Origin of the sequence: Bacillus sp. GZB, from assembly GCF_001975995.1 — a bacterium.
GTDB lineage: Bacteria > Bacillota > Bacilli > Bacillales > Bacillaceae > Bacillus > Bacillus velezensis.
Map to the genome: position 1 here is coordinate 758,815 of NZ_MTQG01000016.1, position 16,070 is coordinate 774,884.

At 49.5% G+C, this 16,070-nt stretch carries 16 protein-coding genes; 13 read left to right on the plus strand and 3 right to left on the minus strand.

Going from position 1 to position 16,070, the window contains the following annotated elements; translation table 11 throughout:
* Positions 1–56: 56 nt before the first annotated feature.
* The 3 genes from licR to BXO87_RS09720 form a co-directional block, all read right to left on the minus strand.
* Positions 57–2,012 carry a transcriptional regulator LicR gene (gene licR / locus BXO87_RS09715; protein ID WP_038460333.1) on the minus strand — a complete coding sequence of 652 codons (1,956 nt, stop codon included), beginning with the start codon at positions 2,010–2,012 and terminating at the stop codon, positions 57–59.
* A gap of 146 nt (positions 2,013–2,158) precedes the next feature.
* Positions 2,159–2,293, minus strand: coding sequence for a hypothetical protein (locus BXO87_RS21140; RefSeq protein WP_369719122.1), 135 nt, complete (start codon positions 2,291–2,293; stop codon positions 2,159–2,161).
* Positions 2,294–2,344: 51 nt separating this feature from the next.
* Entirely contained in the window at positions 2,345–2,935 is a 591-nt protein-coding gene (locus BXO87_RS09720; protein WP_003150858.1) for a DNA-3-methyladenine glycosylase, read from the minus strand.
* A 211-nt stretch (positions 2,936–3,146) separates the two neighbouring features.
* Between BXO87_RS09720 and BXO87_RS09730 the strand changes: the two genes are divergently transcribed.
* The 13 genes from BXO87_RS09730 (at position 3,147) to katX (ending at position 16,067) form a co-directional block, all read left to right on the plus strand.
* Positions 3,147–4,175, plus strand: a complete 1,029-nt coding sequence (locus BXO87_RS09730; protein WP_038460335.1) for a FecCD family ABC transporter permease — start codon at positions 3,147–3,149, stop codon at positions 4,173–4,175.
* Positions 4,176–5,189 (plus strand): FecCD family ABC transporter permease, encoded by a 1,014-nt coding sequence (locus tag BXO87_RS09735; RefSeq protein WP_021494727.1) that lies wholly within the window; start codon positions 4,176–4,178, stop codon positions 5,187–5,189.
* A 16-nt stretch (positions 5,190–5,205) separates the two neighbouring features.
* Positions 5,206–6,102: an ABC transporter substrate-binding protein gene (locus BXO87_RS09740; protein ID WP_007614657.1), complete on the plus strand. Its 897-nt coding sequence runs from the start codon at positions 5,206–5,208 to the stop codon at positions 6,100–6,102.
* A gap of 102 nt (positions 6,103–6,204) precedes the next feature.
* A complete protein-coding gene (locus BXO87_RS09745; RefSeq protein ID WP_038460339.1) occupies positions 6,205–6,555 on the plus strand; it encodes an ArsR/SmtB family transcription factor in 351 nt (116 codons plus the stop codon).
* Between the two features lie 13 nt (positions 6,556–6,568).
* A complete protein-coding gene (locus tag BXO87_RS09750; protein ID WP_032875696.1) occupies positions 6,569–7,867 on the plus strand; it encodes an arsenical efflux pump membrane protein ArsB in 1,299 nt (432 codons plus the stop codon).
* A 153-nt stretch (positions 7,868–8,020) separates the two neighbouring features.
* On the plus strand, positions 8,021–8,332 hold the full coding sequence (locus BXO87_RS09755) for a PTS sugar transporter subunit IIB (RefSeq protein ID WP_007614670.1): 312 nt from the start codon (positions 8,021–8,023) through the stop codon (positions 8,330–8,332).
* A gap of 14 nt (positions 8,333–8,346) precedes the next feature.
* The gene (locus tag BXO87_RS09760; RefSeq protein ID WP_003150849.1) at positions 8,347–8,664 is read left to right on the plus strand and encodes a PTS lactose/cellobiose transporter subunit IIA; all 318 of its coding nucleotides are present in this window, start codon (positions 8,347–8,349) and stop codon (positions 8,662–8,664) included.
* Between the two features lie 18 nt (positions 8,665–8,682).
* Positions 8,683–10,002 carry a PTS cellobiose transporter subunit IIC gene (celB, locus tag BXO87_RS09765; protein WP_038460341.1) on the plus strand — a complete coding sequence of 440 codons (1,320 nt, stop codon included), beginning with the start codon at positions 8,683–8,685 and terminating at the stop codon, positions 10,000–10,002.
* 29 nt (positions 10,003–10,031) lie between these two features.
* On the plus strand, positions 10,032–11,432 hold the full coding sequence (locus tag BXO87_RS09770) for a glycoside hydrolase family 1 protein (protein ID WP_038460344.1): 1,401 nt from the start codon (positions 10,032–10,034) through the stop codon (positions 11,430–11,432).
* A gap of 19 nt (positions 11,433–11,451) precedes the next feature.
* Positions 11,452–12,333: an ROK family protein gene (locus BXO87_RS09775; RefSeq protein ID WP_038460347.1), complete on the plus strand. Its 882-nt coding sequence runs from the start codon at positions 11,452–11,454 to the stop codon at positions 12,331–12,333.
* Positions 12,330–13,274, plus strand: coding sequence for a mannose-6-phosphate isomerase, class I (manA, locus tag BXO87_RS09780; RefSeq protein ID WP_038460349.1), 945 nt, complete (start codon positions 12,330–12,332; stop codon positions 13,272–13,274). Before BXO87_RS09775 ends, manA begins: the two co-directional genes overlap by 4 nt.
* Positions 13,275–13,293: 19 nt before the next feature.
* Positions 13,294–14,376: a glycosyl hydrolase gene (locus tag BXO87_RS09785; RefSeq protein WP_038460352.1), complete on the plus strand. Its 1,083-nt coding sequence runs from the start codon at positions 13,294–13,296 to the stop codon at positions 14,374–14,376.
* A 77-nt stretch (positions 14,377–14,453) separates the two neighbouring features.
* Positions 14,454–16,067 carry a catalase KatX gene (gene katX, locus BXO87_RS09790; protein ID WP_038460354.1) on the plus strand — a complete coding sequence of 538 codons (1,614 nt, stop codon included), beginning with the start codon at positions 14,454–14,456 and terminating at the stop codon, positions 16,065–16,067.
* The last annotated feature ends 3 nt before the right edge of the window (positions 16,068–16,070 follow it).

Below are 16,070 nucleotides of genomic sequence, written 5' to 3' on the forward strand. Positions count from 1 at the left end.
GTTAGTACCATCATATTATGAAATCGCTTTCAGAACTACTCAGGCTTTTTCCGCTGCTAACGGAAAAAAGGTGTATCCCGGTCTTTCTCTGATCGTTTGTCTCTGAATACTCGTAAAACCTCCTGATAGATTGTGCATTTTAAGAGACGGCTTACCGCGGCCGGATCATCTAACATCCCGCCGAGCCATTTGTACATATGCTGGAGGTCGGCTTTGCTTTCTTTCTCGACGCAGAGCAGGCAGACAAATTGGACACGCTTATCCGCCCAGTCAATCGGCTTCTTCAGCGTGCATACCGCCCAAAACGTCGTGTCTGTCTGCGGAACGAGCGGGTGCGGAATTGCCGTAAGATTGCCGAAACTCGTAGGAGAAATCGCTTCCCTTTCAAAAATAGAATCGGTCAGAGAATCAGAAGCGAGGCCGGCTTCTGCAACCTGCTGTCCGAGAAAACGGATGACGTCCTCCTTCGTCTCCAGATCCTGCTGCAAAAATACCAGCTCCGGTTTCAGAAAGTTCAATTGTTCCCGCTTTTCTTCCAGCATGGCGTCGATTTTTGTAAAATCCCCGCCGCCCAACAGCGTCTGAACCTTCAATACGGGAACGGGCAGGTCTTTTTTGATCGGCACTGTGCTGACCACAAAATCAATCGACTCAAAGGAAAGCTGGTCAAGGCTGCAGTAATCAGCCGTTCCGACGATTTCAAGACGCTTTGTGAACCGGGAACGGAGCTTTTCTCTTAAAAGCTGCGCGCTGCCGGCGCCGGACGCACAGACAATCAGACAGCGTTTAGGCGGCCGTTCCGTCTTTCTCCTTTCGATGGCGGCTCCGAAATGAAGCGCCAAATATCCGATCTCATTTTCATGAATATCAATGCCGGTTTGCTCCTTGATCACGATTCCCGCAATCACTCCCGCTTCAAATGCGAGCGGATAATTTTCCTTTATGGCGGCGAGCATGGGGTTTCTCAGGTTCATTCCGTACCGGTTTCGGTTAATCGCCGGCTTGATATGGAGCGCAAGACCCGCTTTCAGCTCATTGTCATCCGTGATTCCGAGCTTCAGCTCCCGCTCAATGGCTTCGATCATGGCCTCCGTCAAACGGCTGGTTTCTCCGTCTATCAGCCTTGTAAGCTCTTTTCCTTCCAGTTGTGACTGGGTCATGCGCTTTGTCCCGAGCAGGTGAATGGCGATATAGGCGGTTTCCTGTTCGGGAAAGGTGACCGAAAGCGCAGATTCAAGCTCTTTTACGATGGCTTCCGCTGACTGATATTCTGTTTCAAGCTTAATATCATGAAGATCTTCCGGAATGAGAGATACATAGTTTTCTGTCCGGATTCGTTTGCAGGCAATGGCGATATGGATGATGAGATTGTTCAGGCCGAAGAAAGAAAGCGGGATCTTATGGTTTCGAACCTGCTTCATAATGGCTGTGCGGATCACATGAATGTCATCTTTCGGCAGAATACCAGCCTTTTCACTCAGGAGATCAGGCTCAGGCTCGCGGTCGTCCACTAAGTATTCCGCCATACAATAACGGAGGCGGAGCTCTTCGCCGCGCAGCTTAAAGCCGTAGTTCGGCCTTGTTTCCAAAATGATGTCATAGGGGCGGAGCCGTTTTTTGACTTCTTTTAAATCAGATTGAAGTGTGGATTTACTGATGAACAGTTCTTCCGCCAAGTCATCCAGCTTGAGGTAGCCGTCGGTCAGAAGCATTCTTTTCATAAGGTAATCTATCCGTTCATCGGGAAAAATCGGCACGGTGCTGTTCTGCTGGAAATTGTCCTGAAGCCAGTTTTTAAACGGCTGTTCATTCCGGATCAGCAGCTTATAGCCGCTCCCTCTGACAGATTGAATGGATGCGCCGTGTTTTTCTACAATGGTTTGCAGTTCCTTTATGTCATTGCGGACCGTCCGTGTCGTTACCTTTACATTTGCAGCGATGACTGAGCTTGTAACCGGTGTTTCAGCAGCTAAAAGCAAGCGCAGAAGTTCACGAAGCCGTCCATGAAGCATGAGAAAAACCTCCTATCAGATCAGATGCAGACGTGAAAAATGGGCAAAAAGAATGAGGAAGGGGTAAATGTATGTAAATTCTATAATGGGAAGGATTTCAAGTCAATGCGGCAATCCGATGCCAAGCCCGTAAAAAAACAGCCGGATCAGCCGGCTGTTCGGGATGCGGACATGCGGTTCCGCTTAGATGCCTTCCGTTCTTTTATGATTTTTCTGATGATCGGATAGATGACGGGCGCCCATTTGATAATCGTTTTGAAAAATTTTTTCAATGTCTGAATCCCCTTTCTTTTACCTTGTCTTTCCCCTGTTATCAGCGTTTATAAACATGGTCAGCGTGAGACATACCGGTTCCCCGTCACCCAATAGCGCCACGGATAATCCCGGGCTTCTCCGCTGTTGTCAATCCCGATTCTCGGGCCTGTTGATATATGTTCAGGCGTAAAGCCCTCGGTAATATACAGCGGCGGTTCCGTGATCATGCCGCCGTAGTCGTTCATTGAAATGCCCATCGCTTTCGTCAGTTTTCCCGGGCCGTTTGTCCACTCTCTCGGGGGTCTGCCCGGTCTCCTGCTCTCCATCAGGAACTGTCCTTCATGAGGCTCCGCCGCCCTGATTAACACGGCCTGCGGAATGCCGATGTCCGCGGCGACGACGTTCATTAATGTATGAGTGTGCATGACGTATGTATAAATGCGGCCCGCCTCATGGAACATAATTTCCGTCCGTTTCGTGCGCCGGTTACCGAAGCTGTGCGCCGCCCGGTCATCCGCTCCCATATAAGCTTCCGTTTCCACGATAAAACCTGAAGCCGTTCCCTCGTCCGTCTCCTTCACCAAAAGACAGCCGAGCAATAAAGGGGCAAGCTCCACTGACGGTCTCTGGTAAAATTCAATCGGCAAAGGCTTTCCTTCTCCCGCCATTTGCCTCCCTCCTTTCTGAATATAGCTATTTCCTCTTTCACGTTTTTCACTTCTTTTTTACAATATAAACATGAGAGAAAAAAGGACATCATTGTTGAACGCTCTATTGCGTTTTGAAAATCGGCTCGGTATAATATGATGGTTCAAATGAAAATGATTCTCATATTCAATAAATACCGGACAATGATCATAAAAGTAGGTGAATTGATTTTTGAGCGATTCTGTCACGTCCGCAAACCGTCTGATCAGCATCTTAAAAAACGGGGTTTTCTTCCTGATCGCGGTGATCGGGCTGCTTGTATCTATTTTTTTCGCCGTCTCATTCGGCGCGAAAGACATTACTTTACATACGGTTTGGTCGGCTGCTGCTGATTACAATCCGAACATAACGGGCCAGCAGATCATTCATGAATTGCGTCTTCCGAGGGTGCTCGGGGCGGCCGTTACAGGAGCCGCTTTTGCCGCAGCAGGCGCCCTCATGCAGGGTGTCACGAGAAATCCGCTTGCCGATTCGGGTGTCTTAGGCGTAAACGCGGGCGCCATGTTTGTTGTTGCGCTCAGTTTTGCTTTTTTCCCTCATTTGTCATACGCCCTGCTGATGGTGATGTCATTTTTGGGAGCACTGGCAAGCACCGGCTTGATTTTCTTTATCAGTGCGGCGGGAAAAGGCAGCATGACGCCTTTAAAGGTGACGCTTGCCGGGGCGGTCGTGGCCGCTCTTTTACATTCACTCAGTACCGGTGTGGCAATTTATTACGATTTAAGCCAGGATTTGGCCTTCTGGTACGCCGGCGGGGTGTCAGGGATCAAGTGGGCTCATTTACAAGTCCTTGTTCCCGTGATTGCGGTCTTCATCATTCTCGCGACATTCATGGGCCGGTCCGTCACCCTTCTCTCAATGGGAAATGACGTGGCGGCGAATTTAGGGGTGAACACGGCTCTGACGCGTGCCGCCGGATTAATGATCGCCGTCGTTCTTGCCGGTGTGTCTGTTTCCGCTGCCGGCGCGATCGGCTTTGTCGGGCTGGTCATTCCCCATATCGCGCGAAAGATCGTCGGCGTTACGTACAGGCTGATTATTCCGATGTCCGCGTTACTCGGCGCGATTCTATTGATTTTGGCTGACCTGGCCTCACGCACGGTCAGTCCCCCGAGAGAATTGGCGATAGGCATCATGGTGGCACTTGTCGGTGTCCCTTTCTTTCTTTATATTGCCCGCAAGGAAGGGAGAGACTTATAAATGAAAGTGCAGAAAGAAACAAAAAAAGCGGCGGCGGCAGGACTCATTCTGCTGGTCATCGCCGTTTGCATGATTCTGATCGGGCTGCATACGGGCTCATTCCGGCTTTCTCCTCTCACCGTGGGAAAAACGCTGTTCGGATACGGCACGTTTCAAAGCACAACCGTTTTATTCGATTACCGGCTTCCCCGGATTCTGGTGACGATGCTGGCCGGCATCGGTTTAGGAGTGTCGGGCGCTATTTTGCAGGGTGTATCCCGAAATCCGCTTGCCGATCCGGGCATTCTCGGACTGCATGCCGGCGCTTCCTTCGGTTTGATGATGTATATCACATTCTTTCATTCCTTGGAGGCGCAAGCGTCGATGTTCATCCCGCTGTTTACGTTTGCGGGCGGAACACTCGCCGCCCTGCTGATCGTAGTGCTTACGTACGACAGGCTGAACGGTTTTTTAACGATCCGCATGCTGTTAGTCGGGATCGCCGTTTCCGCGGGCTTCAGCGCCGTTACATTGTTTATGTCGCTGCGCCTGAATGAAGAAACCTATACATTCGCTTCCCGCTGGCTGGTGGGAAACGTCTGGGGCAGGGATTGGATTCACGTGTGGTCGCTATTGCCCTGGATCGGCATTCTCGCACCGCTTGCATGGCTGAACGCCCGGTCTTTGAATATTTTAATGCTCGGTGACCAGGCAGCCGCGGGGCTCGGCGCACACGTGCAGAGAAAAAGGATCATGCTGATCGCCATAGCGGTCGGCTTGTCCTGCGCGAGCGTTGCGATGGCCGGGGGAATCGGCTTTATCGGCTTTGCCGCCCCTCACTTGGCAAGACGGCTCGTCGGCACCATGCATCAGCATATTATTCCGATTGCGGGATTAATCGGACTTGTCATTCTTGTCGCGGCAGACACCATCGGCCGGTCTTTGTTTCAGCCGAACGCCATTCCGGCCGGCGTGGTTGCTGCAGCCATCGGCGCGCCGTATTTTCTCTATCTCGTCATGAAAATCAAATCATAAAACAAGGAGTATTCCCATGAAAAAAATAATTGCGCTCATCAGTTTCATGTGTATTTTCTTATTGGCTGCCTGCCAATCCGATTCAACACAGCCGGAGTCAAAAAAGAAATCCGGCGATCATAAAATCGCTTCGATGTCCATTCACCTGACAAATGATCTGCTGGCTCTCGGCGTTACACCGGCCGGTTCCGTCGTGGGCGGAGAATTAAAAGATTTTCTCCCTCATGTGAAAAATCAGCTGAAAGACACGAAAAAACTCGGCCCTGCCTCAGACCCGGATATGGAAGCTTTACTTGAGCTGAATCCAGACAACATTTATCTTGATAAAGAATTTGCGGGAAAAGATGTGTCAAAATACAAGAAAATCGGAAACACACACGTTTTCGACCTTGATAAAGGCACTTGGCGCGATCATTTAAAAGACATCGGAAAAATCGTCAACCGTGAAAAAGAAGCGAAAACATTTATTCAAGATTACGAAGATGAAACAAAACAAGTCAGATCCATGATGAATAAGGAATTAGGGAAAAACGCCAAAGTCATGGCGATCCGCGTGAACGCAAAAGAGCTTCGCGTCTTCAGCACACGCCGCCCGATGGGACCGATTCTGTTTGACGATCTGAAGCTGAAACCGGCTGACGGCATTAAAGAAATGAACACTTCCCGCCCTTATGAAGTCATTTCTCAAGAAGTGCTGCCTGATTACAACGCAGATGCGATTTTCGTCGTCGTTAACAGAGACGACAAGTCACAGCAAGCCTATAAAGAATTGCAAAAAAGCGCTGTATGGAAAGGGCTGAAGGCCGTGAAAGCAAACCACGTCTATAAAATTGCCGATCAGCCTTGGCTTGATTATTCAGCACTGGGAAATAAATTAGCAATGGATGAAGCGAAAAAACTGTTCCAAAAATAAACATGAGCCGGTTTTGCAAAAAGTGCAAGACCGGCTTTTTTATATTGTCGTTTACTTATATAAACATCTGCTTATATAATAGTGTGAAAAAGGAGTGAGCGCATGGAACGGCGGCATCATGCTTTAAGTTCCGAAGGGATCAGCCAGTGCCTCAAGCTTCTAAGCGACCGGACGAGGCTTTTGATGCTGAAGCTTCTGGAGGATAAGGAATATTGTGTCTGCGAGCTGACGGCTATTTTTGATATAAGTCAGCCCGGCATCAGCCAGCACTTGCGGAAATTAAAGAACGCCGGCCTTGTGCGGGAAAGACGCGAGGGCCAGTGGCGGTACTATGCCTTTCATCCGTCCGGTCCGGAATACGCGCTGGTTTGCTCGATTCTGCAGCAGATAGATGAAAAGGACGAAGTTTTACAGACATTGCGGCAAAAAGAAGTCACTGTTACATGCCGGTAAGGGGGATATATTCTTGGGAGTTGCGGTTTTATCAGCGCTGATTTTTGTGCTGACACTTGTGTTTGTCATATGGCAGCCGAAACATGTATCAATCGGCTGGTCTGCCTGCGGCGGAGCGGTCCTCGCTTTGATCGCCGGAGCAGTCAGCCTTCACGATATCGCGGAAGTGACGGGAATCGTCTGGAATGCGACACTTGCCTTTATCGCCATTATTATCATTTCATTAATTCTTGACAGCATCGGTTTTTTTGAGTGGGCCGCACTGCATATGGCCATGGCGGCCAAAGGCAGCGGGCTGCGGATGTTTCTCTATGTGTCGGTCTTAGGGGCTGTTGTCTCCGCCCTGTTTGCCAATGACGGAGCGGCGCTCATTTTGACGCCGATCGTACTGGCGATGGTGCGGGCTTTGAATTTGCCTGAAAAGCTGGTTTTTCCGTTTATTATCGCCGGAGGATTCATCGCCGACACCACCTCGCTTCCGCTCGTTGTAAGCAATTTGGTCAATATTGTATCCGCCGATTACTTTCATATCGGGTACATTGAATATGCATCACGCATGCTGGTGCCCAACCTTTTTTCTCTGGCGGCAAGCATTTTGGTGCTGTATCTCTATTTCAGAAAAAACATTCCGAAACGGTATGACACCGGTCTTGTGAAACATCCGGCATCCGCGATTAAGGATGAACGCCTTTTCCGGTTATCGTGGGCTGTGCTGGCCGTTTTATTGATCGGATATTTCGTCAGCGAACTGCTGTCGATACCCGTTTCCTTCGTTGCCGGCTCCATCGCGGTCATTTTTCTCATTCTGGCGCAGCGAAGCCCCGCCGTCCCTGCGAAACAAGTCATCAAGGACGCCCCGTGGGCCATCGTGTTTTTTTCTGTCGGCATGTATGTTGTCGTGTACAGCTTGCGGAATGCCGGACTGACGGATCTTCTTTCTCAGCTTATTCAGAAAGCGGCGGATCACGGTTTGTTTGCGGGCACACTCGGAATGGGGTTTATCGCTGCGATCCTCTCCTCCGTTATGAATAACCTGCCGACGGTGATGATTGACGCCATAGCCATCAGCGGAACGGGCACTCACGGGCTGATGAGAGAAGCATTGATTTACGCGAATGTTATCGGTTCGGACCTCGGGCCGAAAATTACGCCGATCGGATCGCTGGCGACATTGTTATGGCTCCACGTGCTGAGCCGGAAAAACGTGAAAATTTCCTGGGGAATGTATTTCAAGACAGGTCTGATATTAACCATTCCGACGTTATTTATCACCCTGATCGGACTTTATTTATGGCTGTTATGGCTCGCTTGAGATGAAAAACCTTTTAAGTTGAATCTTAAAAGGTTTTTTTGTGTCATAAATCCGAAATGTAAAACTTTTATATTTTAAAAGTATAGACATTTAAATTCAAAAGATTATAATATTCATGAAAACGTTTTAACTTTACGAAAGAAGGGATTCCTCATGAAAAGAATTTTATTAGCCTGCAGCTCAGGCATGTCCACCAGCCTTCTTGTCACGAAAATGCAGAATTACGCCCGCTCCATCGGTGAGGAAGCCGAGATTTGGGCAGTCGGACAGGATAAAGCAAAAGAAGCGATGAAAGATGCAGACGTCGTACTGATCGGCCCGCAGATGAGTTTTTTAAAAGGTGAGCTTCAGAAAGAGGCGGACCCGCTTCACATCACCGTTGATGTGATTGACATGATGGCTTACGGCATGGGAGACGGCAAAAAAGCATACGAACAGGCCGTTGCCTTAATAGAGAACAAATAAAGGAGGCGATAAGCATGGAAACGTACACGGATGAACAGATCAGTTTTCAGCTGATTCTTCACAGCGGTAATGCCCGCAGCTGTATTATTCAATCGATACGCGCTTATAAAGACGGCCGGCCAGATGAGTCAGACACCTTTCTGACAAAGGCTGAAGAAGAACTGGGGAAAGCGCACGACATCCATTTTCAGATGATTCAAAAAGAAGCCGGCGGCGCCAAGACGGATGTCTCTCTGCTTTTTATGCATGCTGAAGACCACTTAATGTCAGCGCTTTCAATGAAAGAGCTCGTTAAAGAAATGCTCGACTTATTTCAATCAAAAAATTTATAGAAAGCCGGGGGTGAAGACGTGTTTGAGAAAATCAGCCAATTCCTTATTCCGATCGCTGGCAAATTAAACAATAACCGCTACTTGCAAGTCTTACGGGATGCTTTTATGCTGGCGTTTCCGCTGACCATTTTCGGTTCGGTGTTCGTCGTGCTGACGAACCTGCCATTTTTAAACAAAATCATGAGCAGCTCCGCACTGTCTGTCTTTCAATCCGGATTTGGCGGCGCTTCGACGGCGACGATGGGGATTATGTCCATTTTTGTCGTCTTCGGGATCGGCTATTACCTTTCCAAAAGCTACGAAGTGGAGGCCGTATTCGGCGGAGCGATCGCATTGGTTTCTTTTCTGCTGCTCACCCCGTTCGTCTTAGAGCCGGAAACGGGCAAAGCGGTCGCAGGCGTCATTCCGGTTGACCGGCTTGGAGCAAAAGGGATGTTTCTCGGCATGATAACCGCGTTTTTGTCAGGTGAGATCTACAGAAGAATCGTCCAGAGAAACTTAACGATTAAGATGCCTGCCGGTGTTCCTCCGGCTGTTGCTAAATCGTTCGCCGCATTGATTCCGGCTTTTATCACGCTTACCGTCTTCCTCTTGATCAATGCGGCTGTCACCCAGATCTTTCACACCAATCTGCATGATGTCATTTATCATACGGTTCAAGCCCCGCTTGTCGGACTTGGAAGCGGCATCATTCCTACATTAATCGCTGTTTTCTTTATTCAGATTTTATGGTTTTTCGGACTTCACGGACAAATCATTATCAATTCCGTGATGGACCCGATTTGGAATACATTACAGGTCGAAAATTTGGCTGCGTATACAGCGGGAAAAGAGATTCCCCATATTATTTCTAAGCCGTTTATGGAGATTTACACCGTCGGAATGGGCGGAACCGGAATGACATTGGCCATAGTGATCGCCATCTTGCTTTTTATGAAAAGCAAACAGATGAAACAGATATCCAAACTCGGTCTCGCGCCAGGCATTTTCAATGTCAATGAGCCGGTTATTTTCGGTTTGCCGATCGTGATGAACCCGATCATTATCATTCCGTGGGTGATCGCGCCGATGGTTGTCACCCTTGTCACCTACCTGGCCATGTCGGCGGGGATCGTGCCCCCTCCTACCGGCGTGACCGTGCCTTGGACCGTCCCCCTATTCATTAACGGGATTATGGCGACCAATTCCGTCATGGGCGGCATTATGCAGCTGGTCAACCTCTGTATTGTGTTTGTCATCTGGTTCCCGTTTCTTAAAGCGCTGGACAAATTAAACATGGCAAAGGAAAAAGAAGCTGAGACCGAGCAGCATGCCCGGGATGACAGCATGAGTATGTAATCAAAATCGCAGTAAGGGAGAGAAATCAATTGACTGAATCAAATATTCAATATCGTTTTCCGGAAGGATTCTGGTGGGGGTCTTCCGCCTCCGCCACCCAAACAGAAGGCGCCGCCGACAGAGACGGAAAAAGCCAAAACATATGGGATTACTGGTATGAAAAAGAGCCGAGCCGTTTTTTTAACGGCGTCGGTCCCGGCGACACGTCACGTTTTTACGATCAATACAAGGAGGATATCCGGCTGATGAAAGAAATCGGCCACAACTCCTTCCGGCTGTCTATTTCCTGGTCAAGATTGATTCCGGACGGAACTGGCGAGGTCAATCAGAAAGCGGTCGCGTTTTATCAGGACGTCATCGATGAAATGCTTGCCCATCATATTGAGCCGTTTGTCAATTTGTTTCACTTTGACATGCCGCTTGCCCTTCAGCGGAAGGGGGGCTGGGTCAGCCGGAACACCGTTGACGCGTTTGAACATTACGCCAAAACATGCTTTTCGCTATTCGGTGACAAGGTGAAAAAATGGTTCACTCACAACGAGCCGATTGTGCCGATTGAAGGCGGCTACTTATATGACTTTCACTACCCGAATCACGTTAATTTTCAAGAAACGGTGCAGGCCGGTTTCCATACCCTGCTGTCGAATGCAAGGGCTGTCAAAGCCTACAGAGAATTGAAACAGGACGGACAAATCGGAATCATTCTGAATCTGACGCCTTCTTATCCGAGAAGCTCACATCCTGAAGATGTCAAAGCGTCCCGGATTGCCGACGCCTTTTTCAACCGCTCATTTTTAGATCCCGCCGTAAAGGGCGAATTTCCTGAGGAGCTTGTCGAGATTCTCAAGGCGGAAGGCTTTCTGCCGCATTATGAGAAAGAAGATCTCCGCCTCATTCAGGAGCATACGGTTGACCTGTTAGGCGTGAACTACTACCAGCCGAGACGCGTCAAGGCAAAAGAACATGTTCCGAATCCGCATGCCCCTTTCCTGCCTGAGCGTTTCTTCGATCCGTATGTCATGCCCGGCCGGAAAATGAACCCTCACCGCGGGTGGGAAATTTACGAAAAAGGAATCTACGACATTCTCACCAATCTCAGAGAACATTACGGAAATATCGAGTGTTTTATTTCTGAGAACGGCATGGGAGTAGAAGGCGAGGAACGCTTCCGCGATGAAAACGGCATCATTCAGGATGATTACAGGATTGAATTTATCCAGGAACATCTGAAATGGGTGCATCGGGCCATCGGAGAAGGTTCAAATGTAAAAGGCTATCACCTGTGGACTTTCATGGACAACTGGTCTTGGACAAACGCTTATAAAAACCGCTACGGCTTTGTATCTGTCAATCTGGAAAACGGGGGCGAACGGACTGTCAAAAAAAGCGGCCGCTGGTTCAAATCCGTTTCCGATCAAAACGGATTTTAACAGATGAGGAGGGACGGCCATGCTTGGAGGTATTGAAGCCGGCGGCACGAAATTTGTCTGTGCCGCCGGACAAAGAGACGGCACCATTCTGGACAGAGCAGAGTTTCCGACGGGAGAACCGGATGACACACTCAGACAGGTGATCCGTTACTTTGAAGAATTCCCGATAGACGCCATCGGCATCGGGTCGTTCGGGCCGATTGATATCCGTCCCGACAGTCAAACATACGGGTGCATCACCGCGACGCCGAAGACAGCCTGGCGGAACTGCCCTATTCTTCAAACGATCAAAAGCGCTCTGGATATTCCCGCAGGCTTCACCACCGACGTTAATGCGGCGGCGCTTGGAGAAGCTTCTTTCGGCGCGGCCAAAAACGCGGACAGCTGCCTCTATTTGACGGTCGGCACAGGCATCGGCGCGGGCGCCATCATGGACGGCAGATTTGTTCAAGGGCTGTCTCACCCTGAAATGGGCCACATTTATGTCAGAAGACATCCGGACGACGGCTACAAAGGCAATTGTCCTTACCATACAGATTGTCTGGAAGGCCTCGCGGCAGGCCCCGCCATTGAGAAACGCTGGGGGAAAAAAGCAGTTCTGCTCACGGATCAGCAGGAAGTGTGGGAGCTTGAGGCCTATTATATTGCCGAAGCGCTTGTGCAGTATATTCTCATACTTTCGCCGGAAAAGATCATTCTCGGCGGGGGCGTCATGAAGCAGCGGCAGCTGTTCTCTTCTATCCGTCAGCACGTGAAAAAGCGGCTGAATCAATATATTGATCTGCCCGATATTGAAAAATACATCGTTCCCCCTCAATTAGGGATTCACTCCGGCGCGGCCGGTTCGCTCGTATTGGCGGAGCGCGCATTAGAGGCGGCAAACCGGGAGGCGGGAAAATGACGAAACTCTTATTTTTGGAACCGGTTTTTAAAGAAAGATTATGGGGCGGGACGAAGCTGCGCGATACATTCGGGTATGAGATTCCTTCTGAGCGGACGGGAGAGTGCTGGGCGATTTCAGCTCATCCGCACGGCACATCCATCGTGCGGAACGGGCCTTTTTCCGGAACATCATTACACCGTCTCTGGAATGAACACCCTGACCTGTTCGGACATCCGAAAGAAGACGCTTTTCCCCTGCTCACAAAAATTCTTGACGCAAATATGGACTTATCCGTACAGGTGCATCCGGATGACGCATATGCACATCGGCATGAAAACGGCGAACTCGGAAAAACGGAATGCTGGTACGTGTTGGACTGCAAAAAAGACGCGGAGCTCATTTTAGGGCACCGCGCCCAAACAAAAGAAGATTTCGTTCGGCTCATTGAACGAAACGAGTGGGATCACCTGCTCCGCCGCATCCCCATTAAGCCCGGCGACTTTTTCTATGTCCCGAGCGGCACACTGCACGCTTTATGTGAAGGTACGCTCGTTCTTGAAATCCAGCAAAGCTCTGATGCCACCTACCGGCTTTACGACTATGACCGGACGGATGGGAACGGGAATAAACGCGAGCTTCATCTTCAGAAAGCAATTGACGTAGCAGACATTCCGCATACCGATGAAAAAGTAAAAAGCACAAAGCATCGGATCGGAAATGCTCTTATTACAACACTTGCCGAAACACCTTTCTTTTCAGTTTATCAATGGGATGTGAGCGGGAAAGCATCATTCCCCGCCCCCGGCCGATATTTACTCGCAAGCGTCATTAAAGGACGCGGAGAACTGGATGGATGCCCCGTTCACAAAGGCGATCACTTTATCGTGCCGGCGGATTCCGGAGATTTTGTTATAGAAGGAGATTGTGAGGTTATCGTTTCACATCCTTCATCACCCTAAAAATCAGGAGGTCTTTTTTATGCTCAAAAAGTTAGCAGTCTGCCTGTCTATCGTTTTATTACTCTTAGGAGCCGCCAGTCCGATATCGGCTCACACCGTTTATCCCGTCAACCCAAATGCCCAGCAGACGACAAAAGATATCATGAACTGGCTGGCGCACCTGCCCAACCGTTCAGAAAACAAGGTCATGTCCGGGGCGTTCGGCGGGTACAGCGATGTCACTTTTTCAATGACAGAGGAAAACCGCTTGAAAAACGCGACGGGACAGTCTCCCGCTATCTACGGCTGTGACTATGGGAGAGGATGGCTTGAAACAGCGGATATCACCGATACTATCGATTACAGCTGCAACAGCAGCTTAATCTCATACTGGAAAAGCGGCGGCCTCCCTCAGGTCAGCCTGCATCTCGCAAATCCGGCTTTTCCATCCGGAAACTACAAAACGGCCATCTCAAACAGCCAGTACAAAAACATCCTGGACCCTTCAACTGTTGAAGGAAAACGCCTTGAGGCGCTGCTCAGCAAAATCGCCGACGGCCTTACTCAGCTGAAAAATCAAGGCGTCACCGTTCTGTTCAGACCGCTGCATGAAATGAACGGCGAGTGGTTCTGGTGGGGGCTGACAGGCTACAACCAAAAAGACAATGAAAGAATCTCGCTGTACAAAGAGCTTTACAAGAAGATATACCGCTATATGACAGAGACAAGAGGATTGGATAACCTTTTGTGGGTGTATTCGCCGGATGCCAACAGAGACTTTAAAACAGACTTTTACCCAGGCTCATCTTATGTGGATATTACCGGTCTGGACGCTTACTTCACTGATCCGTATGCGATATCAGGCTATGATGAAATGCTGTCTCTGAAAAAACCGTTTGCCTTTGCCGAAACCGGTCCGTCCGGCAATATCGGAAGCTTTGATTATGCTGCTTTTATCAATGCGATCAGGCAAAAGTATCCCGAGACCACGTACTTTTTGACATGGGATGAACAATTAAGTCCGGCGGCCAATCAAGGCGCGCAAAGCCTTTATCAAAACAGCTGGACGCTGAACAAGGGCGAAATATGGAACGGCGGGTCCTTGACGCCGATTGCGGAATAACTGCTTCTTTTAAAAATCGGTTTTAAGAAACGGCTCTGCTGGGCATATTGTTACCGTTCAAAAAGGAGGGTTCAACAATGGAAAATAACAAAAACAGCGAAGAAACGCTTTCCAGTAAGACGACCGGTAAAGGCGAGTCAGAAGACACGCTGACAAACCGGCAGGGCCATCCGGTCACTGACAACCAGAATGTCAGGACAGTCGGCAATAGAGGACCGACGACATTGGAGAATTATGATTTTTTGGAGAAAATCAGCCACTTTGACCGCGAACGGATTCCCGAGCGCGTCGTTCACGCGCGCGGCGCCGGGGCACACGGATACTTTGAGGCGTACGGAAGTTTTGGAGACGAGGAGATTTCTACATACACAAGAGCGAAAGTGTTTCAAAAGAAAGGAATGAAAACTCCGGCGTTTGTGCGGTTTTCTACCGTCAACCACGGAAAGCATTCCCCGGAAACATTGCGTGATCCCCGGGGTTTTGCCGTTAAGCTTTATACCGAAGACGGCAACTGGGATCTGGTCGGCAACAACCTGAAAATCTTTTTTATCCGTGATCCGCTGAAGTTTCCGGATCTTGTGCACGCATTTCAGCCTGATCCCGTTACGAACATTCAGGACGGCGAGCGTATTTTCGACTTCATTTCCCAATCACCGGAAGCGACTCATATGATCACTTTCTTGTTTTCGCCGTGGGGCATCCCGGCCAACTACCGGCAGATGCAGGGCTCAGGCGTCCATGCCTACAAATGGGTCAATGAAGAAGGAAAAGCCGTGCTCGTCAAATATCACTTTGAACCGAAACAGGGCATCCGCAACCTGACACAGAAGGAAGCGGAAGAGATTCAGGGGAAAAACTTTAACCATGCGACACAGGATTTGTATGAAGCGATTGAAAAAGGCGATTACCCTGAATGGGAAGTGTATGCGCAAATCATGACTGATGACGAACACCCCGAGCTGGATTTTGATCCGCTTGATCCGACCAAGCTGTGGTATAAAGACGATTTCCCTTGGAAGCCGATCGGTAAATTGGTTCTGAACAAAAACCCGGAAAACTACCATGCCGAGGTGGAACAGGCCTCATTCGGAACGGGCGTGCTTGTGGACGGCCTTGATTTTTCAGATGACAAATTACTTCAGGGGCGGACATTCGCCTATTCAGATACCCAGCGGTACCGGGTCGGCGCAAATTACCTGCAGCTTCCGATCAACTCGCCGAAAAAGCATGTCGCCACCAACCAGGAAGGCGGGCAAATGCAGTATCGGGTCGATCGGGCAGAAGGACAAAACCCGCACGTCAACTATGAGCCGTCCATTATGGGAGGACTCAACGAAGCAAAGCAGGATGGGAAAGACCATACACCTCATGTCGAAGGCGATGTGAAGCGGGAAGCGATCGACCGGTCGAATAACTTCGGCCAGGCCGGAGAAACATACCGCAGATTTTCGGAATTTGAACGGAACGAATTGATCACAAACTTGGTCAATACGCTTTCTTCCTGCCGGAAAGACATTCAGGATCAAATGATTGAGAATTTCACAAAAGCAGATCCGGACTACGGAAAACGTGTTGCGGAAGGGCTGAAAAAAGCCTCCGAAAGCAACAGCGGCGGGCCGATCGGCACTACTGATACGGCACAAGCCGCAAAACAGGCTGAACAGGAAAGCCATCCGTCTGATCCGTATTAAATA